The sequence below is a fragment of the Pedobacter cryoconitis genome, assembly GCF_001590605.1.
In the GTDB taxonomy this organism is placed as follows: domain Bacteria; phylum Bacteroidota; class Bacteroidia; order Sphingobacteriales; family Sphingobacteriaceae; genus Pedobacter; species Pedobacter cryoconitis_A.
In genome coordinates this window covers 5,399,208-5,426,195 of the sequence record NZ_CP014504.1, presented here as the reverse complement: position 1 = coordinate 5,426,195, position 26,988 = coordinate 5,399,208, and the positions used below count along the sequence as shown (strand labels likewise).

22 protein-coding genes, 6 tRNA genes and 1 riboswitch are annotated in these 26,988 nt (G+C 39.5%); of the genes, 11 read left to right on the top strand and 17 right to left on the bottom strand.

Annotated elements, in window-relative coordinates:
- Positions 1-17: 17 nt before the first annotated feature.
- From AY601_RS26130 to AY601_RS23060, 3 genes are all read right to left on the bottom strand, one after another.
- Positions 18-398: a hypothetical protein gene (locus tag AY601_RS26130; RefSeq protein ID WP_068405732.1), complete on the bottom strand. Its 381-nt coding sequence runs from the start codon at positions 396-398 to the stop codon at positions 18-20.
- Positions 373-750: a sterol desaturase family protein gene (locus tag AY601_RS26125; protein WP_068405729.1), complete on the bottom strand. Its 378-nt coding sequence runs from the start codon at positions 748-750 to the stop codon at positions 373-375. Before AY601_RS26125 ends, AY601_RS26130 begins: the two co-directional genes overlap by 26 nt.
- 66 nt (positions 751-816) lie before the next feature.
- Entirely contained in the window at positions 817-1,062 is a 246-nt protein-coding gene (locus AY601_RS23060) for a hypothetical protein (protein ID WP_068405726.1), read from the bottom strand.
- A 236-nt stretch (positions 1,063-1,298) separates the two neighbouring features.
- Here AY601_RS23060 and AY601_RS23055 point away from each other — a divergent pair, with 236 nt between their 5' ends.
- Both AY601_RS23055 and AY601_RS23050 read left to right on the top strand, forming a co-directional pair.
- Positions 1,299-1,757 (top strand): hypothetical protein, encoded by a 459-nt coding sequence (locus AY601_RS23055; RefSeq protein WP_068405723.1) that lies wholly within the window; start codon positions 1,299-1,301, stop codon positions 1,755-1,757.
- A 94-nt stretch (positions 1,758-1,851) separates the two neighbouring features.
- A complete protein-coding gene (locus AY601_RS23050) occupies positions 1,852-3,180 on the top strand; it encodes a sigma-54-dependent transcriptional regulator (protein WP_068405720.1) in 1,329 nt (442 codons plus the stop codon).
- Positions 3,181-3,182: 2 nt separating this feature from the next.
- Here AY601_RS23050 and AY601_RS23045 read toward each other — a convergent pair whose 3' ends face one another.
- From AY601_RS23045 to AY601_RS25450, 6 genes are all read right to left on the bottom strand, one after another.
- Positions 3,183-5,726, bottom strand: coding sequence for a hybrid sensor histidine kinase/response regulator (locus AY601_RS23045; RefSeq protein ID WP_068405717.1), 2,544 nt, complete (start codon positions 5,724-5,726; stop codon positions 3,183-3,185).
- Between the two features lie 51 nt (positions 5,727-5,777).
- On the bottom strand, positions 5,778-6,377 hold the full coding sequence (locus tag AY601_RS23040) for an alpha-ketoglutarate-dependent dioxygenase AlkB family protein (RefSeq protein ID WP_068405714.1): 600 nt from the start codon (positions 6,375-6,377) through the stop codon (positions 5,778-5,780).
- Entirely contained in the window at positions 6,350-6,616 is a 267-nt protein-coding gene (locus tag AY601_RS23035; RefSeq protein ID WP_198163568.1) for an Ada metal-binding domain-containing protein, read from the bottom strand. The genes AY601_RS23040 and AY601_RS23035 overlap by 28 nt, the downstream gene beginning before the upstream one ends.
- Before the next feature lie 116 nt (positions 6,617-6,732).
- Positions 6,733-7,581, bottom strand: a complete 849-nt coding sequence (locus AY601_RS23030; protein ID WP_068405711.1) for a bifunctional helix-turn-helix domain-containing protein/methylated-DNA--[protein]-cysteine S-methyltransferase — start codon at positions 7,579-7,581, stop codon at positions 6,733-6,735.
- An 83-nt stretch (positions 7,582-7,664) separates the two neighbouring features.
- Positions 7,665-8,219, bottom strand: coding sequence for a hypothetical protein (locus AY601_RS23025; protein ID WP_068405708.1), 555 nt, complete (start codon positions 8,217-8,219; stop codon positions 7,665-7,667).
- 580 nt (positions 8,220-8,799) lie between these two features.
- A complete protein-coding gene (locus AY601_RS25450; RefSeq protein ID WP_232324654.1) occupies positions 8,800-9,063 on the bottom strand; it encodes a helix-turn-helix domain-containing protein in 264 nt (87 codons plus the stop codon).
- Between the two features lie 681 nt (positions 9,064-9,744).
- On the opposite strand from AY601_RS25450, the gene AY601_RS23015 reads away from it, so the two are divergent.
- The 3 genes from AY601_RS23015 to AY601_RS25975 all read left to right on the top strand — a co-directional run bounded on the left by AY601_RS23015 (position 9,745) and on the right by AY601_RS25975 (position 14,296).
- Complete coding sequence (locus tag AY601_RS23015) at positions 9,745-10,176, top strand: DUF417 family protein (protein WP_068405702.1); 432 nt, start codon at positions 9,745-9,747, stop codon at positions 10,174-10,176.
- Between the two features lie 110 nt (positions 10,177-10,286).
- Positions 10,287-12,491 carry an alpha-galactosidase gene (locus AY601_RS23010; protein WP_068405699.1) on the top strand — a complete coding sequence of 735 codons (2,205 nt, stop codon included), beginning with the start codon at positions 10,287-10,289 and terminating at the stop codon, positions 12,489-12,491.
- 293 nt (positions 12,492-12,784) lie between these two features.
- Positions 12,785-14,296: a glycosyl hydrolase family 18 protein gene (locus tag AY601_RS25975; RefSeq protein WP_068405696.1), complete on the top strand. Its 1,512-nt coding sequence runs from the start codon at positions 12,785-12,787 to the stop codon at positions 14,294-14,296.
- A gap of 460 nt (positions 14,297-14,756) precedes the next feature.
- On the opposite strand, the gene AY601_RS23000 is transcribed toward AY601_RS25975, so the two are convergent.
- The 7 genes from AY601_RS23000 to AY601_RS22970 all read right to left on the bottom strand — a co-directional run bounded on the left by AY601_RS23000 (position 14,757) and on the right by AY601_RS22970 (position 16,441).
- A tRNA-Glu gene (locus tag AY601_RS23000) sits at positions 14,757-14,828 on the bottom strand.
- Positions 14,829-14,869: 41 nt separating this feature from the next.
- Positions 14,870-14,942 (bottom strand) — tRNA-Met (locus AY601_RS22995).
- Between the two features lie 197 nt (positions 14,943-15,139).
- On the bottom strand, positions 15,140-15,835 hold the full coding sequence (locus AY601_RS22990) for a hypothetical protein (RefSeq protein ID WP_068405693.1): 696 nt from the start codon (positions 15,833-15,835) through the stop codon (positions 15,140-15,142).
- Between the two features lie 179 nt (positions 15,836-16,014).
- A tRNA-Glu gene (locus tag AY601_RS22985) sits at positions 16,015-16,086 on the bottom strand.
- 44 nt (positions 16,087-16,130) lie between these two features.
- Positions 16,131-16,203: transfer RNA gene (locus AY601_RS22980), tRNA-Met, on the bottom strand.
- Positions 16,204-16,255: 52 nt separating this feature from the next.
- A tRNA-Glu gene (locus AY601_RS22975) sits at positions 16,256-16,327 on the bottom strand.
- Positions 16,328-16,368: 41 nt separating this feature from the next.
- Positions 16,369-16,441, bottom strand: a tRNA-Met gene (locus tag AY601_RS22970).
- A gap of 111 nt (positions 16,442-16,552) precedes the next feature.
- Between AY601_RS22970 and era the strand changes: the two genes are divergently transcribed.
- Entirely contained in the window at positions 16,553-17,431 is an 879-nt protein-coding gene (gene era / locus AY601_RS22965; protein WP_068407853.1) for a GTPase Era, read from the top strand.
- A gap of 46 nt (positions 17,432-17,477) precedes the next feature.
- Entirely contained in the window at positions 17,478-18,779 is a 1,302-nt protein-coding gene (gene der, locus AY601_RS22960) for a ribosome biogenesis GTPase Der (RefSeq protein WP_068405690.1), read from the top strand.
- Positions 18,780-18,866: 87 nt separating this feature from the next.
- On the opposite strand, the gene AY601_RS22955 is transcribed toward der, so the two are convergent.
- Positions 18,867-20,474 (bottom strand): S41 family peptidase, encoded by a 1,608-nt coding sequence (locus AY601_RS22955; RefSeq protein WP_068405688.1) that lies wholly within the window; start codon positions 20,472-20,474, stop codon positions 18,867-18,869.
- A 191-nt stretch (positions 20,475-20,665) separates the two neighbouring features.
- On the opposite strand from AY601_RS22955, the gene murQ reads away from it, so the two are divergent.
- The 4 genes from murQ (at position 20,666) to metH (ending at position 26,988) form a co-directional block, all read left to right on the top strand.
- Entirely contained in the window at positions 20,666-21,472 is an 807-nt protein-coding gene (gene murQ / locus AY601_RS22950; RefSeq protein WP_068405685.1) for an N-acetylmuramic acid 6-phosphate etherase, read from the top strand.
- Between the two features lie 7 nt (positions 21,473-21,479).
- Positions 21,480-22,049 carry a hypothetical protein gene (locus AY601_RS22945; RefSeq protein ID WP_068405682.1) on the top strand — a complete coding sequence of 190 codons (570 nt, stop codon included), beginning with the start codon at positions 21,480-21,482 and terminating at the stop codon, positions 22,047-22,049.
- A gap of 50 nt (positions 22,050-22,099) precedes the next feature.
- Positions 22,100-22,849, top strand: a complete 750-nt coding sequence (locus tag AY601_RS22940; RefSeq protein WP_068405679.1) for a Bax inhibitor-1/YccA family protein — start codon at positions 22,100-22,102, stop codon at positions 22,847-22,849.
- A 252-nt stretch (positions 22,850-23,101) separates the two neighbouring features.
- Positions 23,102-23,211, top strand: a riboswitch (SAM riboswitch).
- Positions 23,212-23,328: 117 nt separating this feature from the next.
- Positions 23,329-26,988 (top strand): methionine synthase, encoded by a 3,660-nt coding sequence (metH, locus tag AY601_RS22935; RefSeq protein WP_068405675.1) that lies wholly within the window; start codon positions 23,329-23,331, stop codon positions 26,986-26,988.

The following is a 26,988-nucleotide window of genomic DNA, read 5'->3' as shown; positions in this document are numbered from 1 at the left end:
TGATAAATGTCATGGATTTAATATAACGTTTCATCACGCAATACGTAGCGATAGTATAACTTACTGAGCTGGAAATACTGTTCCATCAGCAACATGGCCATTGCGGGAAGAACAACCCATTCCAATAGCCCAGCTTTCCATAACAGATAGCTTAACAACAGAATTATCCGGACACATTCCAGTTCATAAATATATTTACGTTGTTCCATCAGCGCTCCACAGTTGATCAGCGTCAGCACGATGATTGTTGCAATACATAGTTTATCGGCTGTGCCAAGCACAGGAAACCAGGCGGTAAAACCTGTAAGCAGCAAAATAGAAAAGATCACCTGGGCATTGAGATAGTTTTTGATTTTGAACTGGTGATTATTCTTACGTCCCTGCACTAAATTCCTCACTTTGGTGGTGTACGATATGCGCTGCCCATAAAAAATTAATTTCATGTCCAAGCCGGTGGTACCAGTACCAAAGGAAGTCGGTTGCCAGCATTAATATAATCCAGACCCACCAGCTACCGGGAATATGAACAATTGCATAATTGGTATAGATCCAATCAAAAACCTGGTAAAAGCCAGCAGTGACAAATAAGTTGATTAAGCGTTCTGCTATCCCGATACTTACATTAGCTACCGAGCTTTCATGTTTAAAATAGTGTTCTTTCTTTTTACGCTTTGCCATTTTATATTCCAGCAGCAGGAAGATAAAGAATACAGGTATAATGAAAGCAAGGTAGTTTAAAGGTAACTTCATAGGACATTCTTGATTTATAAATTCAAAAATACCTAATATAAATAAAGACTACTAATTTTATAGTCTTTATTTAATAAAGTCTTCGTAGAAATTATCAGGAGCCTGTTCATTGATAGACTCCTCGTTTTTAATCGTGGCTATCAGTGCAACGAGTTTCTTTTCCAGTCTTTCGTATTCTGCTCTGTGCTGTTCAGCTTTTTCAGCAGAAAGTCCATCACCTTCAATTGCTGTTGAAATTTTAGCCTGTAAATAAGAATTATACGTTTCAGCAGTCTTTTCTGCCAATGAATTCAGCATTTCTTTATAGGTCATAACGGTTATAATTAAAGTTTCTATGGCTTAATAACGTTTGCCAAAAGGATTTGTTCTGATGAAATTGCTGTGTTATGGGGGCAGACTGTAGAGAATGTCTACACCGTTTTTTTAGAGCAAAAACCCTAAACAGCTAAATTAAAGCGCATTAACTGTTTTCTGGCACGCTGGCATCATTATGATACCTAGCTAAATAGAATTAGTTAATTAGAATTTTAAATTTAAATAAACAGAATATGAGAAGTTTCATTTTATCAGCAGCAGTTTTAGCAATCGCAGGAGTATCAACAGTTAAAGCAAATGAAATTAAAAACCCAATTGCAATCCAGGCAGACAGCGCAGCTTATTCAGTTAAATTAGATAGCACAGCAAACACATTCAAAGCAGATAGTGCAGCTTATACAGTTGCAGCAGATAGCGCAATAAATACAATGAAAACAGATAGTGCAGCTTATACAGCTAAACTAGATAGTACAATTAAACAAGACAGTTCAGCTAAAGTCCCTGTTAAAGTTGAAGCATTACCTGATCCGGTAAAAGCGACTTTAAAAGCTGATGCTTATAAAGAATGGACACCAACTACAGCTTTTTTAATCACTAACGCTGATAAATCAACTTATTATCAAGTAGATGTTAAAAAAGAAGATAAAGTAGCCTTCTTAAAAGTAGGTGCTGATGGTGTAGTTCAACAATAATCGCTACACACAATAAAATATAAATAATATAAAAGCCGGAAGTTCTCCGGCTTTTGTATTTTTGCCGTATATTCAAAAAGCGAAGCGGATACTTATGGCGAAAATCCTTATTATTGAAGATGATCTGACTTTCTCACAGTTGTTAGAAGGTTTTCTTAAAAAGCATGGTCATGAACCTTATGTTGTTCATGATGTCAAAAGTACTTTCAAGATCATTTCGCAACATAATTTTGAACTCTTTCTGATAGACTACCGCCTTCCTGATGGAACCGGACTTGATGTACTCGCACATTTGCGGGAAAACGGATTAAATTATCCGGTAGTGATCATGACCAGTTTTAATGATGTAAGAACCGCAGTAAAATCAATCCAGCTTGGTGCAATAGATTATATTACCAAACCTGTGAATCCTGATGAACTGCTGATGATTATCAGAGGTTCTCTGGAGAAAAAAGAAGAAAAAGGTCAGCCTGCTTCGGTTGAACATGAAGATTTCATCAAAGGAAAAAGTACCACAGCAGATAAGCTATATGCACATATAGACCTGGTTGCGCCAACAGATATGTCTGTAATTATCCAGGGAGAAAGTGGAACAGGTAAAGAATATGCCGCCCGTACTTTGCATACACAAAGTAAAAGAAACACCAAACCTTTTGTCGCTATTGATTGCGGGGCCCTTTCTAAGGACCTGGCTGCAAGTGAGTTGTTCGGCCATGTTAAAGGCGCTTTCACAGGTGCTGTAAATGATAAAAAAGGGCAATTTGAGGCTGCCGAAGGTGGTACTTTATTTTTGGATGAAGTAGGAAACCTGAGTTATGAAGTCCAGGTCAAACTATTAAGGGCTTTACAGGAAAGAGTGATCCAGCCATTGGGGAGTACTAAAAAAATCCCGGTTAATGTGCGTATCATCACCGCAACCAATGATGACCTGCTAAACAGTATACAAAACGGAGAATTCCGTGAAGATCTGTATCATCGTTTAAATGAGTTTAAAATTCTTTTACCAGCATTGCGTGATCGTGGCAAGGACCTGGAATTGTTTATTAACCATTTTATCAAACTTTCCAATACTGAACTGGACAGGAACGTACAACATCTTTCCGGCCCGGTTAAAGAGTTGCTTTTGCAATATGACTGGCCAGGAAACCTAAGAGAGTTGAAAAACGTGATTAAAAGGATGGTTTTATTAACCCCCACTGATACTGCTGGTATTGAATCGCTCCCCGATGAAATGATACTGGCCATTAAGCAAACGCCTAAACCAGGGGGTTCAGACCTGAAAGCGATCAATGAAAGCAATGAGAAAACGTTGATTCTGGAAACATTGATTAAAGTTAAGTACAATAAATCAAAAGCAGCAAAACTGCTTAATATAGACAGAAAGACACTTTACAGTAAAATGGAGCGCTACGAGATTGAATAAGCTCAGCCAATTTTCTGATCTACCAATTGCATTAATAAACCCAGTCTTTTGATTAGGTGCTCCAGCTTATCCTGGAGCTGCGGATTGATGTCCTGCAATTCAGAGAGTTCAATTTCCATCGTCCTGAATTCTGCTGCAAGTTTTCCTGAGCCCATTTGTGCTGTTCTTCCGGCAATACGGTGAACAATTAACCTGGCCAGGGGCTGGTCATTGTTCTGGATACTTTGCTGAAGTTCCACCATATCGTGCAGACAGTCTTCCTTAAACCTGTTCAGAATACTTAATAACAATTCCTGATCACCAAAAGTCATTTTTTCTACGACTGTTGTATCCAGTGCAATCCCGGCAAATTCGTCCGTTTCTTGTTTTTGAGGTACTGATTTAATCCTTTGTTGTTGCTGAGCAGCATTTTCTGGCAGTGCTGTTGTACTGAAAACATCAAGCAGATCACTTTCACGGAATGGTTTCATAATCAATCCATCAAACCCTTGCTGTAATACTGATTCCAGTTCCTCTGGTAAAACCTGGGCAGTCATTGCATATATCTTAACATCAGAGGGGATCTTAGCTTTCATCAGGGCGCAAAGTTCCGCTCCCGAAATCTCAGGCATGCGCATGTCCATCAGTATATATTTAACTTCAGGGTCCCAATCTGCGGCCAGCATAGCTGCTGGTGTATTAAAACAGACATGGGCAATGTTCTTTTTCGTAAAAATGAGCTGACAAAGGTCCAGGATCAGCCGATCATCGTCTACTACCCAGACTTTATCCTTCACATATATCTTTTCGCTAAGCTGCGGTATATTGCTTTCTCCAGCTGGTATAGCTGCAATTCTGAAAGTCAGATATACGGTAAAAATGCTCCCTTCTCCGGGTTTACTTTTGACATAAATACGTCCATCCTGATTTTCGACCAGTGACTTAATAATAGTCAGTCCAAGACCCGCACCTGCTTTATTGATCACTTCTTTATCGGGTGAATCAATCTGCTCAAATTCATTAAAAATACGGTTGCTTTCTTCTTCAGTTAATCCGATCCCTGTATCCTTTACCATGAAAGTAAAATGCAGATTATCCGATTGCCGCTTATAAAAGACACTGAGCAGCACTTCACCTGTTTGTGTAAATTTAACAGCATTACTTAACAGGTTATATAAAATCTGTTTCAGTCTGAAGGCGTCTCCAATAACGAAATCAGTATCATGAAGCTCTATTTCTGTCCGCATTTTCAGATTTTTTTGTTCTGCTTGCGGTTCCATGATCGTAATCACTTCTTCTAAAAGCTCCCTGATATTAAATGTTTTTTGCTGAAAGGTGAATTTTCCTGAGATGATCCGGTTATAATCTAAAATTTCATTCACAATCTGGAGCAAATGTTCAGAAGAATGGTAGATCGCATCAATATCTTTCTTTTTAGGATGCTCTTGCTCCCTGATGATTTCAGCATAGCCAATAATAGATTGCAAAGGTGTTCTGATTTCATGGCTCATATTGGAAAGAAAGCGTTGTTTTGCCATGCCATGATACTCTGCTTCATCCCTTGCGGCTTCCAATTCTTTCCGGTAAAGATTACTTTTCGTGATATCTGTTAAAATCAGGTACAATAACACAACGGTTAATAAGAAGAACCCGATCATAATGAAGCTTATTCTGGTAATCCCAGTATTCACCACAGCTTTTGCTGCTATGCCATTTTGTTCTATCTGGGCAACTACCTCTGCCTCTACTTTTCTTAGAATATCGAGCATCTGACGGATCAGCGCGTCATTCGCATTGGCAAGGATAGCCTCTCTGTCTAAAAAACGCGCACTTTTCAATTGCTGCTCTTTCGCTATGGTACGCAATGATTTTTCCAATCCCTTTGCGATCACAGTCTCCCCTGCCAGGGCAATTGTATCTCTTTTTATCTTTTCTTCATTGGTAACCTGATAAGATTTATCTTCTTCTTCCTTTTTCTTATTAAATAGCCTGTTGAAAAAGCCTTTACGCTGTTTGGATTCATCAATTGGTAATATGGTAACCGTCGAAGTCTTTTTTTCTGTGGTCACAATAGTACTGTCTTGCTGCTGCCCTTTATTCACTAATTCGTTCAATTTCTGGACTTCCTGAGTAAATGACTTATTATTCACCAGCCCCTCTCTGACTTTAAGATAGCTGATAAACTGTTTGTCCCTTTGTACCAGCAGTTTTTCTATAGATTTAATCCTGCTTAGCTGAACAGAATCGGATGCATACATGCCCCCTAAAGTATCCAGCATGAGCCTGAGCTGTCCGGATTGTTTAAAGAAATTGCTATAGTTTCCCGGTGAATTAAAGGCCAGGTTTTTTTGCTGCTGATCCAGACTCGCTATTTTCCGGGAAACCATGTTGACCAGGCGCAATTTGACGTTTGGTGTTGAAATGGTATCCACTGTACCCAGCATCTCATCGAAGGCTATCTTACTAACTCCCCATGCTAAAAAAAGGGCAAAGAAGGCCAGGGTGAAACCTATTATAATTTTGCCTTTGGCATCGCTTAAAAAACTTTTCCGGGAAACATCTATCATTCGCTGGTTTTGAGAATATCCAGTAAAGATAACAATGATCAAAAGAATTTGTTACACGATAGTCCTGAAGGTTAGGTTTATTCTTGGCCGGGTAACTTTAGTAGTCTTTGGCAAACGGTGCAGCCAATGTGTTTGTGTGGTTCCTTTCATGACCAGTAAGCTCCCGTTTTCCAGCAGTAATGAAACCACTTGTTTCGTGTCTTTATGCTTGAAGGCGAATTTACGTTCTGCACCAAAACTTAAGGAAGCGATAGTCGTATTCCTGCCCAGCGATTTTTCATCATCACTATGCCATGCCATCCCTTCATCACCATCATGGTATAAATTAAGCAGGCAAGAATTAAACCGGGCGCCTGTTTGCTGCTCCACCAAATTCTTTAAGGCCAGCAGATCTGCCGTCCATAACAACGCATGTTTGGTTGTATTAGAGTAAGTGTAGGCATATTCAGCATCACCGTACCAGGCAACTTTTCTTTTGGTGATGATATGTTTGCCAAAAATAACTGCTTCATCATTTTTCCAGATAACTTGATTCATTAGCTGTTCCAGATAATAATTGAGCTTATCAGCAGGTATTAATTGTCCATAATAGATCACTTCGCCATCATAAGGCAACAAATTTACTAACTCTCCGGTACTGAATAAATCCATTTCTTGTATAAGTTTCTTTTGCAATTTCCGCATGGGCGGAATCCGTTTGCTATAGCCTGCTGTTCATCTTTAAAAAACACCCTGTTCTCTGCTTTCATTCGCTTTCCGCTTTTACAACTCAGCAGTCCATAGATCTTCAGTTTCTTATTTCCACCTAACGTAATCTCACCTTTTCTGATCAGCATTCTTAGCTGGGCAGCACTAATTTCTGTATGATTCAGCAAATTTACAGGATTCATCAGATTTAAGTTAATGCATCGTGAAATATGATCCCAACTGCATAACCCTGACCGTGCATATTTCTGTCAGCTGCGGCCAGTCTGCAACTTCTATTTTTTCCTGAATTGTTTCCATCTTATCCATCGCTCCCTATCTTTGCCGCTTCCCATCCAATTATAGCTGTTTTACGCGTAGTTCCCCAGTGATACTGACCAAGTGAGCCTGTAGCTTGAATAATCCGGTGACAAGGGATTATAAAGGCTACCGGATTAGCACCTATAGCTGTACCTACAGCCCTGGAGGCTGATGGCATTCCTATTTCTTTAGCAATAGTGCCATATGTTGTCAACTGTGCGGTCGGGATTTTTAATAAAGTTTCCCATACTTTCAATTGAAAATCTGTTCCCTTTAAATGTAATTTGATCTCGCTGACACGGTCCCAATCGTGCGTAAAGATATGAAGCGCATGTTGTTGTACGGTATCAGCAAACTGCCGGTAAATAGCATTGGGGAATTTAGTTTTCAAGTTTTCCAATGCTTCTTCTGCATCTTCAGTAAAGGCAATATGACAGATTCCTTTAGCTGTAGAGGCTACCAGGATGCTACCAAAGGGGGTCTCAGCAAAGCTATAGTTGATAGTCAGGTTTTCTCCACCATTTTTATATTCACCAGGCGTCATCCCTTCAATATTGACAAACAGGTCATGCAGCCTGCTTGTTCCTGAAAGACCTGTTTCAAATGCAGTTTCAAACAAGGTAGCCTGATTTTCTTTCAGCATTTTCTTCGCGTGTTCAACGGTCAGGTATTGCAGAAATTTCTTTGGGCTTACGCCTGCCCATTCCGTAAATAACCGTTGAAAGTGAAAGGGGCTGAGATTGATTTTTTCGGCAACTTCTTCCAGACCGGGCTGGGTCTTAAAGTTACCATTGATATAACTGATTGCCTGGGCAATGCGGCTATAATTAGTTTCTTCCTGTGCTTTCATTTTTTTCGCCTAATTTATCTGACCATACAAAAATAAAGACAACAACAAGTTTTAACCACCCGAAACTTGCTCAGTTTCAACAATTACTTACTTCCTGTAACTTCATTAAGTTCTTTCATATACAGGTAGTAAGCCGCAATGTAAGTTAGCTCATGATGGGCAGGCTCAGCAATAAACTGCTTGAAATCATCAATATCATTTTGGGTAAAACCCATTTTCACAAAAAAAGGCTGAGCAAGATCCCACTCCTCCAGGTTCACTTTTCTATTTTCCAGGCTTTTGTAAAGCTTTAAGGATTCTACAAATTGAAGATAGTCTTGCGTACCCTTAAACTTATCCATAAATCCGATCATCGTGCGGTAAGTAGCAGGCTGTCCTTCATCCATCGCGGTCCGCAAAAACGCGGAAAGAACCGAACCTTTCAGCAGCAAACTATCCACACTGCCGTAGTTTCCGCAATGTTTCAGGATTTCGAGATCTCTTAAAAATAGTGCATCATTTTGCAGTGTTTGATGCTTGGAAAAATAAGGCTCTTGATCAAGCACCTGAGCACAATCAATCCCATTCTGCGCAAATGACACTAAATTTACTCCGAAAAGTAAGCTAACCAATAGGGTATAAAAAATATATTTCTTCATAAAAAAAACAGGCCTGCAAGGCACACAAGGTAATAAAATCCTGTTATCAACCTGAATTGTTTTCTGTCTTTAATACAGCGTTCTTCACAACCCTAAATAATGAATGAATTGAATAGGAACTCAAGCATCCCCCTTTTCTCCGCAAAAAGACCTTTTAGCAGCCTCACAGCTCGCTTTCAACTCATTAAATTTAAGGCCGTCTGTCTTTTCATTATTTAGCCCAGCAATGTTTTTAACTTTTTATTATTTAATTTCGATTCAGCGTTTGACCAAAGAGGCGTACCCTGAAAAGCCTTTAACGAATAAGGAGTTTATTTATAATAATCCCCCATTATGAAAAATTAGAATTAAAAAAATTTGGTGTTAAAGAATTGAACACAAAAAAAATGTCAACTATCGAAGGCGGTGGTATCATTAATGATTTGGTTAAAGGTCTTTTAAATAAAGCCATCCATCACCACTAACTTTGTGAAGAGCACTGTTAGCTTTTTAGGCAGTACATTAGGTATTATTTTCGGCCCTCTATAAAAACCATAATAAATTAACGCTTGCCGTTATGCTGATAGTATCAGCATAACGGTCATTTAAAAATTTTTCTATACTGCCCCGGGCTTTGCCCCTTCTGTTTCCTCAAGAACTTATTCAGATGGCTCTCATCGGTAAAACCCAGATCATTAGCTATTTCATTGATTCGCATATCACTGTGCTGCAACCTGTTCATAATGAACTTTGTTCTGTAATTGATGATATACTGCTGCATCAGCTCATTCATATGCTTTTTAAAATAACGGCTCAGATAAGTTTCTGAAATCCCAAAATAAAGCCTTTTCTTCTGTACACTCATTCACATCTTCAGCCAGATATTTTGCGATGTTCCGCGCAACAACTACAATCAATGTACTCATCAGCATTGCAAGCCCTTACTAGCCATGCAAAGATCAAAGCAACAGACAAAGTGCTGATCCATGCAGCAGCCGGAGGTGTAGGACATTTATGCCGTACAAATTGCAAAGCATATCGGAGCCTATGTAGTTAGAACGTTCTCTGCAAAAAACAAAGACTTTGTGATGGAACTTGGTGCAGACGAACATATTGATTATACCAGCCAACGCTTTGAGGACGCTAATGAAGCGTTAGATTTTGTTTTAGACCACTCGGGGCGACAATATTGATCGTTCACTGGAGGTCATTAAAACAGCTGGTACAATTGTCAGTATTCCTTCTGGCCTGAATGAAGGGGTAAAAGCTAAAGGGATTAATGGTTATTTTATTTTAGTAGAATCAAATGGAGAAGATATGAAACAGTTTGCTGGCTTACTGGAAAAAGGATTGTTAAATCTCATATAGGCTAAACCTATACGTTTGAGCAATTGCCAGCAACACATTCTGCTATAAAGTCGGGAAGAATAGTTGGAAAAATAGTCATTACTGTTTAAGTTAAAACCAGATAAGAGCCCAATTTAAAAAGGCTCTTATCTTTTTATAATTTCCTGTAAGGTTTCTTTATGACAACCGACAAAGGGATATGAAAACAAATAAAACAGGTTACACAACAGGCGTTATCGCCACCATATTAGTATTGGTCTGGATAGGCATCCTAAAATTTACGCCTTCAGAAGCAAAAGCTATTAAACCCTTAGTCGAAAATAGCTGGTTGATGAGCTGGCTATATCAGGTTGTCTCTATTCAAACGGGATCAATTCTCATAGGAATCTTTGAAATTATTACTGCGCTATTCCTTACTGCTTCTTTCTGGAGCAGAAAAGCAGGGAAAATTGCCGGAATATTAACCCTTATTATTTTCGTCTCCACCTTAAGTTTTTTACTGAGTACACCCGGTATATGGAAACAAATGGACGGGATTCCGGTTACTGATTTCTTTATCTTGAAAGATCTGGCATTTTTGGCTATAGGGATACAGGTTTTAGAAAGATCCGCAAACAAAATTGTCGATTAAAAAATTAGTTATCAAATAGATACAACTAAATCATTTTACTTTATTAAGTCCCAAACTTCCTGTTTATTTCCATATTTATCTCTTTATATTCGTGAAAACGGAGATTAAAAATGAGAAAAATATTAGCTGCTTTACTATTATTTCAAGCCAGTCACCTTCTGGCACAAGATAAAATAACGTCATTACCAGTATGGAAAAAAACAGAAGAAACGGCTAAAAGCCGGGATTGGCTGATCAATAGTACCTGCAAAATAGCGCAAGTATATCGCGATATAACAAATAAAGATATCATTCTATCAAATGGGCTGATTAAAAGATCATTCCGTTTATTCCCGAATCTCGCCTGTACAGATTTTAGCAACCTAAGCAATGGACAGCAAATTTTAAGAGCAGTTAGCCCGGAAGCAAAATTAACAATCAATGGTAAGTCTTATAACGTTGGCGGATTATACGGTCAAAAGCAAAAGGCTTACCTTTTAACTCAATGGCTGGACGGATTGACTGCAAATAATTCAGATTTCTTTTTTAAATCTTATCAGATCACTCCTATTGTACCCTTTATAAAATGGAAGCCTGCTGCCAATGAGTGGGCATCCAACAGACAACAACCAACAGGAAAGATGCTTACGTTTTCTTTTGAATCCGATTTGCCTTCTTTAAAAGGGGTACTGGTTAATATAAACTATGAATTATATGATGGCATACCGCTGATTTGTAAATGGCTTAGCGTTGAAAATAAAGGAAAGCAAACCATCAAGTTAGCTCAAGTGATTAACGAGATCATTGCTGCACATGAAGAGGAATCTACAGTAGATGGAAATCCCAAAGACATCAAGACTCCGCACGGAATTTATGTAGAAAGTAATTACGCCTTTAACAATTCCATGAATGCCCGTTTATCGGATCAAACGACCCATTGGAACACAGATTCGACCTATACTTCGCAGGTTAACTATAACCGTAAAACACCATGTTTACTAGAGGTTTATCCGCCGATTGGTCCGAGCGTAGAAATTGCCCCTAGAAATACCTTCAAATCTATCAGAACCAATGAATTGCTGCTGGATAGCTATGACAGGGACAGAAATGGATTGGCACAGCGCAAGATGTATCGTAAAATCGCCCCTTGGTCAACAGAAAACCCAATCTTTATGCACCTGATCTCTACCGATCCAAAGGTAGTAAAAACTGCTGTCGATCAATGTGCAGAAACCGGCTATGAGGCTATTATCCTCAGTTTTGGCAGTGGAGTGGATATGGAAGACCAAAGCGAAGAAAACATAGCAAAAATGAAGGAATTGGTAGATTACGCGCATAGCAAAGGCATTCTGATGGGTGGATATTCATTATTTTCCAGCCGCCGGATTAATGATCAGGAAGATGTTATCGATCCTAAAACAGGAAAAGCAGATGTCCATGCTCAGTTTCTTCATGCACCTTGCCTGGGTTCAAACTGGGGCTTAGCTTATCTGGATAAGATTAAAGCATTTATCAAAAAAACAGGACTGGATATATTTGAGAATGACGGGCCATATCCTGGTGATGTTTGTGCATCGACAAAACACCCGGGCCATATGGGACTGGAAGATTCACAATGGGCACAAATAGAACTGCAGAAAGGGCTATATCGCTGGTGTAATGAAAATGGTGTTTATGTCAATGCGCCTGATTGGTATTTTCTGGATGGGACTCATAAAATAGCATTGGGGTATAAAGAAGCAAATTTCAAACTACCCAGGGCGGAACAAGCTATTTTAAACCGTCAGAATATCTATGACGGAACATGGGAGAAGAGCCCTTCTATGAGTTGGGGTTTCGTTCCATTAACTGAATATGGAGGTGGTGATGCGGCATCCACATTAGAACCGCTGGCAGAACATCAAGATTCCTATGAACTACTGATGATGCAATACTATGGAGCAGGGATACAAGCCTGTTACCGCGGCCCAAGGTTATACGATACGCCAGAAACGAAGAAATTGGTTACAGCTGTAATCAGCTGGTATAAGAAATACAGATCTATTTTAAATTCAGATATTATACACCTGCGCAGGGCTGATGGAAGAGAATGGGATGGAATTTTACATGTGAATCCAAGTCAAAAAGAAAAGGGATTGGCCATGCTATATAATCCTTCGGAAGAGAAAATTACCCGTAAAATTACATTGCCGCTTTATTATACGGGCCTTACTGGAAAAGCTTATATCAGAGAGAAAGAGGGCAAAGCCGTTTCCTATACTTTAGATAAAAATAATCAGGCAACTTATGAAGTAACCATACCGGCAAACGGATATACCTGGCTTGTTGTTAAATAGTAAAAATTAAATATATATAATTAAATAGCCCAAATATTTCCATACAACACCTTATACTTTCATTATTTTAGAAAATATAATAATAAACAAACCTGCAATCATGTGACAATGAGACATATAAACAAGTTAAAGCCATTTTCGAAAGCAAAGAAAAAATGCACAAATATTATTCTGTAAAGAAAATTAAATACCACAAGAATAGTATTCAATAATTTATATCGAAAATGTTACAATTAAAGTTGTGATTGTTATTTGCCGTGCTATTTTTGAGGTTAACTTAAAAACCTAACCCTATGAAACAACATTTATCAATTGATGACAAAATATTGTCATCGAAAAAGAAAGTGTGCAATTTCTTAAAAAAGAGCACTACAGCAGGACTTTTTATACTAACCGCTTTTTCTTCCTGCAAAAAATCAGAGCCTGGAAATTCGCAATCAGACAACCAATCATTAAGCAATTCGAAAACACAAGTAAATTTCGAACGCAATGCTAACGCAAGTTTAACTAAGCCAATCACTATTGGCTACTATCCAAGCTGGACGGAAGGATGGTTAAATGAAGATGGAAAAAGTGCATTCACAACCTTACCAACTGCTGTAACACATGTTTTCTTTGCATTTGCCAAACCTAACCTGACGTATGTAAAGGGTTCTTATAATATTTCTACAGCAAATACCGGACTGGAATGCTACCAGGCAACTGAAGGCGGTTTGATGTTGAAACGTGCAGTTGGAATCTTGAAACAACGCGGTATCACAGTAATTTTATCATTAGGCGGTGAAACCTATTGGAGAGCTCCGGAAAACTTCAACAATATCAACTATCAGCAGATCAAAGATTTTGTAGATGATATAGGTTTTGGAGGGATTGATTGGGATTTTGAGCCTGCTGGTAGCTTTAGCGAATCAGGAAATGCAGCTAATGTAGCTTATTTAACCAGGTTCATTACCGAATCCAGGAAATTAATGCCAAAGTCGGCAGGCTATATTATCGCGACAGCACCTGTAGGATCAGGAGCATTAGGCGGATTAAACAATGATGATGCCGCATCTCCATTTGCTTATAGCAAAAGAAACACGATAACCGGCGAATCTGATAGCTACTTGTACAGTGCAACCGATGGAACAAAAAGCATCAGCTTATTTGGTTTCAGCGCAACTGGCGCAATGATTCCTGTAATCAAAGCAGCCGGAGATAAACTGGATATCATTGCTTATCAGGCTTACAATATCGGAGCAGCGCCTAACCGCAAGTTAATGTATGACTCTTACGCTTATTATGCCAACATCTACGGCTTCCAATTAGCACATGGTACGCACGTACCAAACGAACCATGGGGACCTTATTTTGAACACACCCCTCAATTTGAAGCTGATTTAGCAAAATACATCCATGATGGTGGTACACAAAGCAGAGCAGGTAAAAATGATGGTATTATGATTTGGAACCTTAACTTATTATCCGCAAAAGGAACGAATTATACTGGTGTTACTTATTTAAATGTGGCTAAGAAAGTTTTAAATGGACAAACTACATCAGCAGCACTTGCAAATGCATTTGACTATAAGAATGAGACACCAGTTATACCCACTGATCCAACTAATCCTACCAACCCAACCAATCCTGGCACTGAAAATTGTGGTGTAGCACCTTATAATGCAGGAATTGCTTATCCGGCACCTGGTACCAAAGTATATTACAATGGCAAAATATACAAAAACAAATGGTACGTAAATCCTAATGAATTACCAGAAGCCGGCCAATGGGGGCCCTGGGAGTTTGTAGAGAACTGCCCTAAGTAAGTAGTATTTTTAAATTAACCTGCTCAGGATATAGGAATTATATCCTGAGCAGTATTAATATTTAGCTTTAAGATCAAATTGGATAGGCTACTATTTTTTAAATAGCCTTGTTATTTTGATTCAGAAGGTCAATTGCTGAGCACCGGATATTTGCCTCATACGCATGGCATCAGTGACAATGAACTTATAGACTACCCTAACAGCTTATCAATTACATTGGCATCGCAAATACAAATGTATGCTTAAAAGAAAGACTGCTCCACAAATTTATGGCTTGATCCCAATAAACGTAGGAGCTCTTGGTAACTTGATAACATCTGTAAAATTCAAAGCCCAAAACTAAAAATTTTCACGCTTCCCCACAAGTTTTGGTATTGATCCACAAACTGCCCGCCCCGCATTACCTCAAAATTCAGCACAAAAAAAAGGTCTTCCTAAATGAATAGAAAGACCTTTTAAGTAGCCCGTAGGGGAATCGAACCCCTATTTCCAGAATGAAAATCTGGCGTCCTAACCGGTAGACGAACGGGCCATTTCAAAGCGACCAACCTTTACAGGTTATGCTTCTCCAGGTAGCGGGGACCAGACTCGAACTGATGACCTTCGGGTTATGAGCCCGACGAGCTACCAACTGCTCCACCCCGCACTATATACTTAACAAACAGGCCTTCAGAGGCTAATACTACTGTTTTTTAAAGTGATGCAAACATAGGGTTATTTTTCAAAAACCGCAAGTATTAGTAGTAAATACTTGTATTATTTTAAAAAAACAACCCTATCCCTTTAATTAACAGATAGATCTAATTTTAATTTTTACGTTTAAAAATTAAAATTTTGTAGTTGTTAATATAAAATTAACCTTAAATATCCATTTTCAACGTTCTTTTTAACCTTTTCTTCCCTATCAAAAACAACGGTATTGAATTTCGCCTCCAATAAATAGTTACCATTTGTTAATTTAACACAACGAATGATTTCGAATCTTGACTGTCGCTGACTCTCTAAAGTTATAGCAGTTGGACTTCCTATAGAAACTTTGCTATACGTAGAAAAATGTTCGCTTGTATACAGATCAATAGCTATACCATTTTGCGTATGCTCTCTTTGATAATCAATAGGGTAACTATAATTTCCAGGCTGAAAAAGATCCAGTCCATTTTTCGGTGTAAAAAAAGCCAGCACATTTTTCTCCATTTCTTTCTTATTGTATTTTTTGGCAAAAGAAATATTGATTCCTGCATCATACTCCTTCGAGTTGAAATCATAACCTCTGCTGAACATTACAGAATCTTTATCGCCAGAATAATAACTTGTTCCGTTTATAAAAGAATCCAACCTAAAATTGGGTTGCGCATTTCCAATCTGAAAACCATTCTGATGCGTAAAAGAATAAGACTTACCATCCATCTGATAAGAACAAGAATCTCCCAATGCTAATAAAGGATCAGGTTTTATTTCTAAAGGTGCAGGGTTGTCCTTTTTACAGGCTGCGAATAAACATATGGCAAAAATGCCACACCAAAAAGGAGAAATCTTCATAAACCGGGCTCGTATTTATTTTTATATAATCAACAATTATTCTTTTAAAGAATCAAATATATAACTATAAAACAACTAACTATAGAAATAGAGAATAGAAAAATATAAATAGTAAACGTGTAAACCAGAAGCTCATTAAGGATATTTTCTTCACCAAAGAAATAAGATGAAAATTTGAGTAGCCCGTAGGGGAATCGAACCCCTGTTACCAGAATGAAAATCTGGCGTCCTCACCCCTAGACGAACGGGCCATAAATTAAAGCGCTTAACTTTTAAGGGTTAAACGCTTTCCAGGTAGCGGGGACCAGACTCGAACTGATGACCTTCGGGTTATGAGCCCGACGAGCTACCAACTGCTCCACCCCGCACTATGTATTTTATAATCAAAAAAGGCTAGTATGCAACCAGCCTTTTCTTTTGTAGCCCGTAGGGGAATCGAACCCCTATTTCCAGAATGAAAATCTGGCGTCCTAACCGGTAGACGAACGGGCCATTTCAAAGCGACCAACCTTTGCAGGTTATGCTTCTCCAGGTAGCGGGGACCAGACTCGAACTGATGACCTTCGGGTTATGAGCCCGACGAGCTACCAACTGCTCCACCCCGCACTATATTTACAATTGAAAACTATAAAAGATTAAATCTTCCTTTGTTTTAAATTGGTCTGCAAAGATATATTTCGTTTCTTTGCAATGCAAATTTATTTTAAAAAAAATTCAATGTCGCATAAAGCAGGTTTTGTAAGCATAATAGGAAAGCCAAATGTTGGTAAATCCACGTTAATGAATGCCCTGGTGGGGGAGAAGCTATCGATCATCACTCCGAAGGCCCAAACTACCCGTCACCGTATTCTTGGAATTGTCAATGAAGAAGATTCACAAATTGTTTTTTCTGACACACCCGGCATCATAAAACCCCGTTATGGACTACAGGATTCAATGATGAATTTTGTCAAAGGCGCATTAAGCGATGCAGATTTAATTTTATTCGTTACAGACATCAATGAACAACACGATGAAAACGACGTACTGGAAAAAATAATCAATACCACGATCCCTATGATTGTACTGATCAATAAAATTGACGGTGCAACCCAGGAGCAAGTAGAAGAGAAACAAGCCTACTGGCAGGAACTGTTAAAACCAAAACATATTTATGCAATCTCCGCCCTGCATAAATATAACCTGGATGGGATTATGGAAAGAATCTTAGAATACCTTCCCCTACACCCACCCTACTATGATAAAGGTGACCTGACAGATAAGACACAACGTTTCTTTGTTTCTGAAATTATCAGAGAGAAAATCTTCAACAACTACCAGAAAGAAATCCCTTACAGTACAGAAGTAGTGATCACCTCTTTTAAAGAAGAAGAGAAAATTACCAGGATCAGTGCAGAAATCATTGTAGAACGTGATTCTCAGAAAAACATTCTGATTGGTAAAGGCGGCGCTATGCTAAAAAAGGTTGGTACTGAAGCACGTAAGGATATTGAGAAATTTTTAGATCAGAAAGTCTTCCTTGAAACCTTCGTAAAGGTACTTCCGGACTGGCGTAGTAAAAAGAACTATTTAAAAAGTTTCGGGTACGAAAATTAAACCTACCTTTGCAACCCCTTAATAATTAATACAATTCACAAAACACATGAGTAACATTATCGCAATCGTCGGAAGACCAAACGTAGGCAAATCTACCCTTTTTAATCGCTTAACAGAAAGTCGTAAAGCAATTGTTGATGATTTCAGTGGTGTAACACGCGATCGCCATTATGGCGTTGCTGAATGGACACACAAACAATTTACTGTAATTGACACAGGAGGTTATGTAGCAAATTCTGAAGATCTATTTGAAGCGGCGATCCGTGAACAAGTAGTTATCGCGATCGAAGAAGCTTCCGTTATCCTGTTTATGGTTGACGTAATCACTGGAATTACAGATTTAGATGATGAAATAGCACAGCTATTACGCCGTAGTAAAAAGCCGGTTTTCATTGTCGTAAATAAAGTAGACAATACTTCATTAGAAAATGATGCAGCTGTATTCTACGGATTTGGCCTTGGAGATATTTATTCAATCTCTTCCATGACAGGTTCAGGTACAGGTGACTTACTGGATGACGTGATCTCACACTTTGAAGATGACGTAGTCGAAGAAAATGCTTTACCAAAGCTGACAATTGTCGGCAGACCAAATGTGGGTAAATCTTCCCTGATCAATGCCTTAATGGGCCAGGATAGAAACATAGTTACCCCAATTGCAGGTACAACACGCGACTCCATCCATATTCACTACAATCAGTTCGGACATGAATTTATGTTCATCGACACCGCAGGGCTTCGTAAAAAAACAAAAGTAAAAGAGAACATCGAGTTTTATTCTGTGATGCGTACCATTAAAGCCCTTGAAGAGGCTGATGTAGTATTGCTGATGATTGACGCTGTTGATGGCCTGGAGTCTCAGGACGTTAATATTTTCCACCTGGCAGAAAAGAATAAAAAAGGTATTGTAATTCTGGTCAACAAATGGGATTTAGTAGAGAAAGATCATAAAACTATGAAAGCTTTCGAAGAACAAATCCGTGTTAAACTACAACCATTCACAGATATTCCAATTGTATTTACTTCAGTATTGAGTAAACAACGTATTTTCAAAGCAGTTGAAACAGCACTGGAAGTATTCAAAAACAGAGGAAAGAAAATCCCTACCTCTAAACTGAACGATGTGATGCTGCCAATCATTGAAAAATATCCGCCACCAGCATTAAAAGGAAAATACATTAAAGTAAAATACGTGACGCAAATCAATGCAACCTCACCAATGTTTGCTTTCTTCTGTAACCTTCCTCAATATATCAAAGAACCGTATAAACGTTTCATAGAGAATAAATTACGTGAGAACTTCGACTTTAGCGGAGCACCAATCCAGATCTACTTCAGACAGAAATAGAAACTAAAAAACATCAACAAGCGGTATTAGATTTAATACCGCTTTTTTTATGCCTCAATAAATAGGTTTTTGAATACCGGATAAATTTTATTGCATGCTCGATATCGCCTGCTTCACCATACTGTCATTTAAGTTCAAAGCCTTATAATAGCCCGCTTCCCCTAAATGATACTTACACAGTAAAGCCTTCAGGTCACTATAAATAACCGGCTTTGCAGCAGCCAGCTGCCTGGGATCAATCACCATGTTTTTGCTCTGTATAAATTTCACAAAGTCCTTATAATCCGTATCACTGATACTGAAACTTGCTAAATTCTGCTCCAGGTAAGCCGCAGTATAACGGTTCGCCAAAACATCAAACACATAGTCAAAAAGAACCTTTTTGGTCAAAAGCGTTCCATAGAACTTATTCATCCCGGTTGTGTCCATTTTCACATAGATATCCGGTTCAATACCGCCACCTGCAAAAACTTTTTTACCAGAACCCGTTGTAAAAGCAAGATTTCTTCTTAAACTATCTTTTGCAGCTACAGGTTTATCCGTTAGCTCACCATCATTATAACGGTCATCGATCTCATTCTGGTAAGCTGTGTACCCTTTTTTATAAGACTTTTGAATACTACGGCCCAAAGGTGTGTAATACCTTGCAATAGTCAGATTCAGTGCAGAACCATCCCCAAAAGGAAACTGCTCCTGAACCAGCCCCTTTCCAAATGAGCGGCGTCCAATAATAATCCCCCTATCCAGATCCTGAACAGCGCCTGCCAGTATTTCACTTGCAGAAGCCGTATTTTCATTAATCAGCACAGCAAGTTTACCATTTTCAAACTCCCCTCCCCCAGTGGCAATATAATCAGTACGCGGTTCGTGTTTTCCCTCTGTATAAACAATCAGTTTATTTTCCGAAAGAAGCTGATTAGCCAGTCCGGTAGCTGCAGTTAAATAACCTCCGCCATTATCGCGCAGATCAAGTACCAGTTTTTTCATTCCCGCAGCCTTCAATGTTTTTACAGATTCTATAAAATCCTTATCCGTATTTGCCCCGAATTCACTGATCCGGATATAACCCGCATCCGCATTGATCATATAAGCCGCATCAATACTGCTCACACTGACTCTGCCCCTTTTAATAGTTAACATCACAGGATGTGCAGATCCGGAATGCAAAACGACCAATTGGACCGGAGTTCCCTTTTTGCCCTTGATTTTCCCAATCATTTTATCTCTGGTCAAGTGTTTACCACTGACAAATAAACTGTCTATTTTTAGAATTTTATCTCCAAGTTTTAACCCTGCAACCGAAGCCGGCCCATCTTTGATCACATTTGTCACCAGCAGCGTATCCTTAAGAATATAATACTCAATACCTATACCTTCAAAATTGCCTTCCAGCATATCTGTCTGTGCATTTGCTTTGACTGGAGGAAGATAAACACTATGAGGATCGAGCTGATGTAATAAACTATCAATCTCCAGGTGACTTAAAGTATCCGCATTAATCTCATCCACATAATTTCTGTTGATCAGATTGATAATTTCATCTACCTTATTTGAGTTTTTATCCGCGAACTGGACACTGTGTTGAAAAGTGAAACCCTGATCCTTTAAAAACTTGTAACCCAAGAACATACCACCTATTAATGTGACAGAGTAAGTGATTGCGACAAGCAGGTTTTTGCGGGTAGTTGGTTTCATGAAATAGCAGTTGCACAAAGCTATGAAATTACGCTGTTAATTAACCTATTAACCCCATTAGAATTGTAATTGTTTAAGATTTTATTATAATCCTCAATTGTTTGTAAATATTCAGCTGTAAATCTGCCCGAAATGCATTCATATTTCCCTGTTAAAAAGAAATTGACGATTTTTAACAAAAAATATATAAAATGATACGGATCACTGAACAAGAATCGAAGTACCATAATATTGATCAGATGGAAGTGCTTGACATTCTGAAAGGTATAAATAACGAAGATAAAACAGTTCCCATGGCAGTGGAAAAGGCGATCCCGCAAATTGAGAAACTGGCTGCTGCTGTAGCAGAGCGGATGAAAAGCGGAGGCAGGTTATTCTATATTGGCGCAGGTACAAGCGGCAGACTGGGCGTAGTTGACGCCTCAGAATGTCCACCTACATTTGGCGTCCCTTTTGATCAGGTAGTCGGAATTATTGCAGGTGGAGATCAAGCGATCAGACGCGCCGTAGAAAACGCAGAAGACGACGATGCCCAAGCCTGGATAGACCTGCAGGAATTTACGATCAATGCGAAGGATAGCCTGATTGGTCTTGCCGCATCAGGAACTACCCCTTACGTAGTAGGTGGACTAAAAAAAGCAAGAGAAAACGGTGTACTCACCGGTTGTATCATCTGTAATGAAGGAGGCCCTGTGGTCGAAGCCAGCGATTTCCCTGTTGAAGTTATAGTAGGCCCGGAATTTTTAACGGGATCCACCCGGATGAAATCTGGTACTGCCCAGAAACTAGTCCTGAATATGCTCAGTACAACAGTGATGATCAGATTAGGCCGCGTCAAAGGAAACAGAATGGTCGACATGCAATTAACGAATCATAAACTCGTTGACAGAGGTACACAGATGGTCATGAACGAACTCCAGATCGATTATAAAAAAGCCGAAGACCTGCTGATCCGTTACGGAAGTGTTAGAAAGGCTGTGGAAGCCGGTACTAAATAAAAATATTATGCACGAAATAGAACCATTTTACCGCTGGCGTGACGACTATATAGCCGCGGAAGACCCCCGGTCACCATTTTACAATACCGAATACTCTGAGTTTTATTTCGATAAGCAGCTTTACAATTTCCTGATCCACCCGCAATGGGATGATTTTGGATCCAACACACTTTACATTAAAGTGCTGTATGTAGACTATGACCACCATTACGCGATCATTGAATTTATTGGCGAATGGAATGATGCCATAGGAAATGACATTATGCTGCTGAAAAGAGAAATTCTCGAACTGATGATCGACGAAGGCATCAACAAGTTTATCCTCATTGGAGAAAACGTGCTTAATTTCCACTCTTCAGAAGACAGTTACTATGAAGAATGGTTTCAGGATGTGGAAGACGGATGGATTACCGGGCTTAATTTCAATCCGCATGTAATCGAAGAATTCAGAAGCAGCAATATTGATTACTATATCAATTTTGGTGGGGAACTTGACGATTTGGCATGGAGGACAGCAAAGCCACTTCAAATCTTTCATAAAGTTGAAGAAATTCTGACAAAAAGACTAGGGGCATAGCTTTTGCTGATAGAAATAGATTCGTATATTTAATTAAATTTTAAAATAACATGGATAACAACAATAATAATTGGTCACAACAATCAGTATTTGTGGAAAACCAAACAGGATCAGTTGCAAAGAAATTCTTTGCCAACGTGTTTTTATGGATGTTTGTAGCGTTGAGTCTATCAACACTGGCTGCGGTTTACATGGCAAATACGCCAGAAATGTTAAGCTACCTGATCAATCAGGAAACAGGTAAAATGTCTATGATAGGTTATGTTGCTATGTTTGCTCCGCTTGGACTGGTGCTTTTAATGAGTGCAGGGCTAAGCAAGTTATCATACAGCGCTTTATTAGGCGTATTTATTCTGTATTCAGTATTGACCGGTGTCAGTCTGAGTTTCATCTTATTGATTTATACAACAAGTTCAGTAGTAGCTTGTTTTGCTGCAGCAGCAGGGATATTTGGTTTAATGGCTGTATTGGGTTATACGACCAACACCGATTTAAGTAAATTCGGATCAATCTTAATGATTGGTGTAGTAGGCCTGGTAATTGCCAGTGTAGTGAACATGTTTCTGAAAAGTTCAAGTTTTGATTATATCATGAGTTTCTTCGGTGTAGCGATTTTCACTGCATTAACTGCTTATGATGTTCAAAAACTGAAACGTATCGGTGCAGGTATTGAAGAAAACGGTGGTACTATGGCTGTTGATGACACTAAGAAATTAGCGATCATGGGTGCCTTATCTCTTTACCTTGACTTCCTGAATATCTTCATCTTCTTATTGAGAATATTCGGAGGAAGAAAATAAACCAGTATTAGTGGTTATAAAGCCGGCCAATGAAGTGCCGTCAAGAAATTAAACACTTCATGACGGCACTTCATTGGCCGGCTTTTTTTTGCTGATCTTTAATACTATTCTCAATTACATCCTTAGAAAAATACGCTAACCACACAGAACATTGTTCCGTATCATACCAATATTTGCCTGATTTTTGCAATTTTATATGCTTTAAACTCTATTTGCTTGGAAATGATTTTTCTTTGTTGCATTTTTGTATTAAGCTTATAAAGAAAGACGGAGGGATTAGACCCGACGAAGTCTTAGCAACCTGTGCTTACAAGGTGCTACATTCTACTCGAACAGTTTCGGCTATTCCTGAAAGATAAGTTAATTCGATCCGGCACCGGATTTCTGATTAGGCCTTTATATAAAATTTTCTGTCTTTAAGATACTGCATCGCATGAGTTGCTTGAATACAGACAAATGGCTACCCATCAACACAGATAATGAGCATAAGAGAAGAGCTTAAAAAACGAATACTAATCATCGATGGCGCAATGGGCACCATGATCCAACGCTATATCCTGACTGAAGAAGACTTCAGAGGAGCGCGCTTTGCGAATCATCCATGCGACGTCAAAGGAAATAATGACCTGCTGAATATTACCCGTCCTGATATCATTAAAGCTATCCATACCGAATATCTTAAAGCAGGAACAGATATCATTGAAACCAATACTTTTAGTACGCAAAGAATCTCTCTTGCGGATTATAAGATGGAAGAACTCGACTATGAAATGAGTTTTGAAGGCGCTAAAATAGCCAAAGAAGCAGTCAATGAATTCATGGCTGCAAATCCAGACCGCGTTTGCTTTGTTGCAGGTGCTGTAGGCCCGACTAACCGTACCTTGTCCATCTCACCAGATGTAAATGACCCGGGATACAGAGCCTTAACCTTTGATGAACTGGTTGACGCTTACTACAAACAAATCAGAGGATTGGTTGATGGCGGATCAGACCTGTTATTAATTGAGACCATTTTTGATACTTTAAATGCGAAGGCAGCAATCTTTGCTATCAAAAAATACGAAGAAATTATCGGGCGAAAAATTGAAATTATGATTTCCGGAACCATTACAGACGCATCAGGCAGAACACTATCCGGTCAAACTGTAGAAGCTTTCCTGAATTCAATCCTTCATGCCAACCCATTGAGCATCGGCTTTAACTGTGCACTGGGTGCAAAAGACATGAGGCCCCATATTGAAGAGCTGTCTGCCAAAGCACCCTGTTACGTATCTGCATACCCTAATGCAGGTTTACCAAACGAATTTGGAGCTTATGATGAAATGCCCAACGAAACAGCTTCATTGGTTTCAGACTTTATTCAGCATGGTTTTGTCAATATTGTGGGTGGTTGTTGTGGCACTACGCCAGAGCATATTGCAGCCATTGCCGCAAAAGCCAAAAACATTACCCCAAGACAAATACCAGAAATACCACGTTACCTTCGCCTGAGCGGACTGGAACCTGTAACCATTACGCCCGACAGCATGTTTGTCAACATTGGTGAAAGAACCAATATCACAGGCTCCCCAAAATTCTCCAAGCTAATTTTAAGTGGTGACTACGAAGCCGCACTCACCGTTGCCAGGCAACAAGTAGAAGGCGGGGCGCAAGTCATTGACGTGAACATGGACGAAGGGATGCTGGACTCTGAAGCCGCAATGACCAAATTCCTGAACCTGATTGCTTCAGAACCTGATATTTCAAAACTGCCGATCATGGTCGATTCTTCTAAATGGAGTGTCATTGAAAACGGTTTAAAATGTTTACAGGGAAAAGGGATTGTCAATTCCATTTCACTCAAAGAAGGAGAAGATAAATTCCGTGAAAGTGCCCGTAAGATTATGAATTACGGTGCAGCGATAGTGGTGATGGCCTTTGATGAAAACGGACAAGCAGATAACTTTGAACGCAGAAAAGAAATCTGTAAACGTTCTTACGACATCCTGGTAGATGAAATTGGCTTCCCGGCAGAAGATATTATTTTCGACCCGAATATCTTAACCGTAGCCACGGGTTTAGAAGAACACAATAACTATGCAGTTGATTTTATCAACGCAGCACGCTGGATTAAAGAAAACCTGCCCTATGCGAAAGTAAGCGGTGGTGTATCCAATATATCTTTCTCTTTCAGAGGAAACAATACCGTACGTGAGGCCATGCACTCTGCCTTTTTATTCCACGCTATTAAAGCCGGACTGGATATGGGAATTGTGAATTCCGGGATGCTGGAAGTTTATGAAGCTATCCCTGCCGAATTACTGGAACGCGTAGAAGACGTTTTGTTAAACCGCCGGGAAGATGCTACAGAACGCCTGGTAGACTTTGCAGAAACGGTAAAATCTAAAGGAAAAGAACTCGTTAAAGACGAAGAATGGAGAAAAGCACCCGTAGAATCCCGTCTTTCCCACTCTTTGGTTAAAGGTATTATTGAATACCTGGATGCCGATGTAGAAGAAGCAAGGCAACAATACGCCCGCCCTATTCACGTGATTGAAGGCCCGTTAATGGACGGAATGAATATCGTAGGTGACTTATTCGGTGCCGGAAAAATGTTTCTCCCACAGGTCGTAAAATCGGCCAGGGTAATGAAGAAAGCCGTAGCTTACCTGCTTCCCTTTATTGAGCAGGAGAAACTGGACAACCCCGATGGTGACCAAAGCTCTTCGGCAGGCAGAATCTTATTGGCCACAGTAAAAGGCGATGTTCATGATATTGGTAAAAACATTGTAGGCGTAGTATTGGCCTGTAACAACTTTGAAATTGTCGATTTAGGCGTGATGGTCCCTGCACAGGAAATTATCAGAAAAGCCAAAGAAATCAACGCAGATATTATTGGTTTAAGCGGGCTGATCACACCTTCACTGGATGAAATGGTTCACTTTGCCAAAGAAATGGAACGTGAAGGCTTTACCGTACCCCTGTTGATTGGTGGTGCAACCACTTCCAGAATACATGCCGCTGTAAAAATAGCGCCAAATTATTCTGGCCCTGCCATTCACGTACTGGATGCCTCCAGAAGTGTGACCGTATGCAGTACCCTGATGAACGCAGAAACCCGCGGTGGTTATATTGATAATATCAGGCAGGAATATGATAAGGCCCGGGAAGCACATTTGAATAAACGTAATGATAAACGTTTCAAATCTATTGAAGAAGCAAGGACCGATAAATTTACGATTGACCCTGCCCTTGTAGCTCCTGCACCTAAATTCCTCGGGACTAAAACATTTGAAGATTACCCGCTGGAAATCCTTGTGCCTTATATCGACTGGACTCCTTTTTTCCACACCTGGGAATTAAGAGGCAGTTATCCAAAAATATTCAACGACAAATCAGTTGGCGTAGAGGCAAAAAAACTATACGATGATGCCCGTGTACTGTTACAAAAGATCGTTGACGAAAAATTACTGACCGCTAAAGCAGTGATCGGTTTCTGGCCGGCACATGCCAAAGGCGATGATATCGTATTAGATGTGGATGGCAACCCCGTGACTATCCATACCCTGCGTCAGCAAGCGGAGAAAGTTGCCGGAGAACCTTATTACGCCTTATCAGATTTCGTGGCAACTAAAGAAGATGGTGTTCAGGACTATTTTGGCGGTTTCGCAGTGACTACAGGTATTGGCTGTGACGAAATGGTGGCTGAATTTGAAGCGAACTATGACGATTACAACAGTATTATGGCAAAAGCACTGGCGGACAGGCTGGCTGAAGCATTTGCTGAACACTTGCATGAATTAGTCCGTAAAGATTACTGGGGCTACGCAAAAGACGAACAATTGACTAACGAAGATCTGATCAAAGAAGAATACGCAGGTATCCGTCCGGCACCAGGTTACCCTGCATGCCCGGACCACACCGAAAAAGAAACACTGTTTGACTTATTGGGTGCAGAACAAAAAATCGGGCTGCGCTTAACAGAAAGCTTCGCGATGTACCCAACCGCAGCAGTCAGCGGATTTTATTTCTCACACCCTCAATCCAGATACTTCGGCCTCGGGAAAATAACCAAAGATCAGGTAGAAGAATACGCAGTCAGAAAAAACATGTCACTTGAAGATACCGAAAGATGGCTTAGTCCGAATTTAGCCTATTAA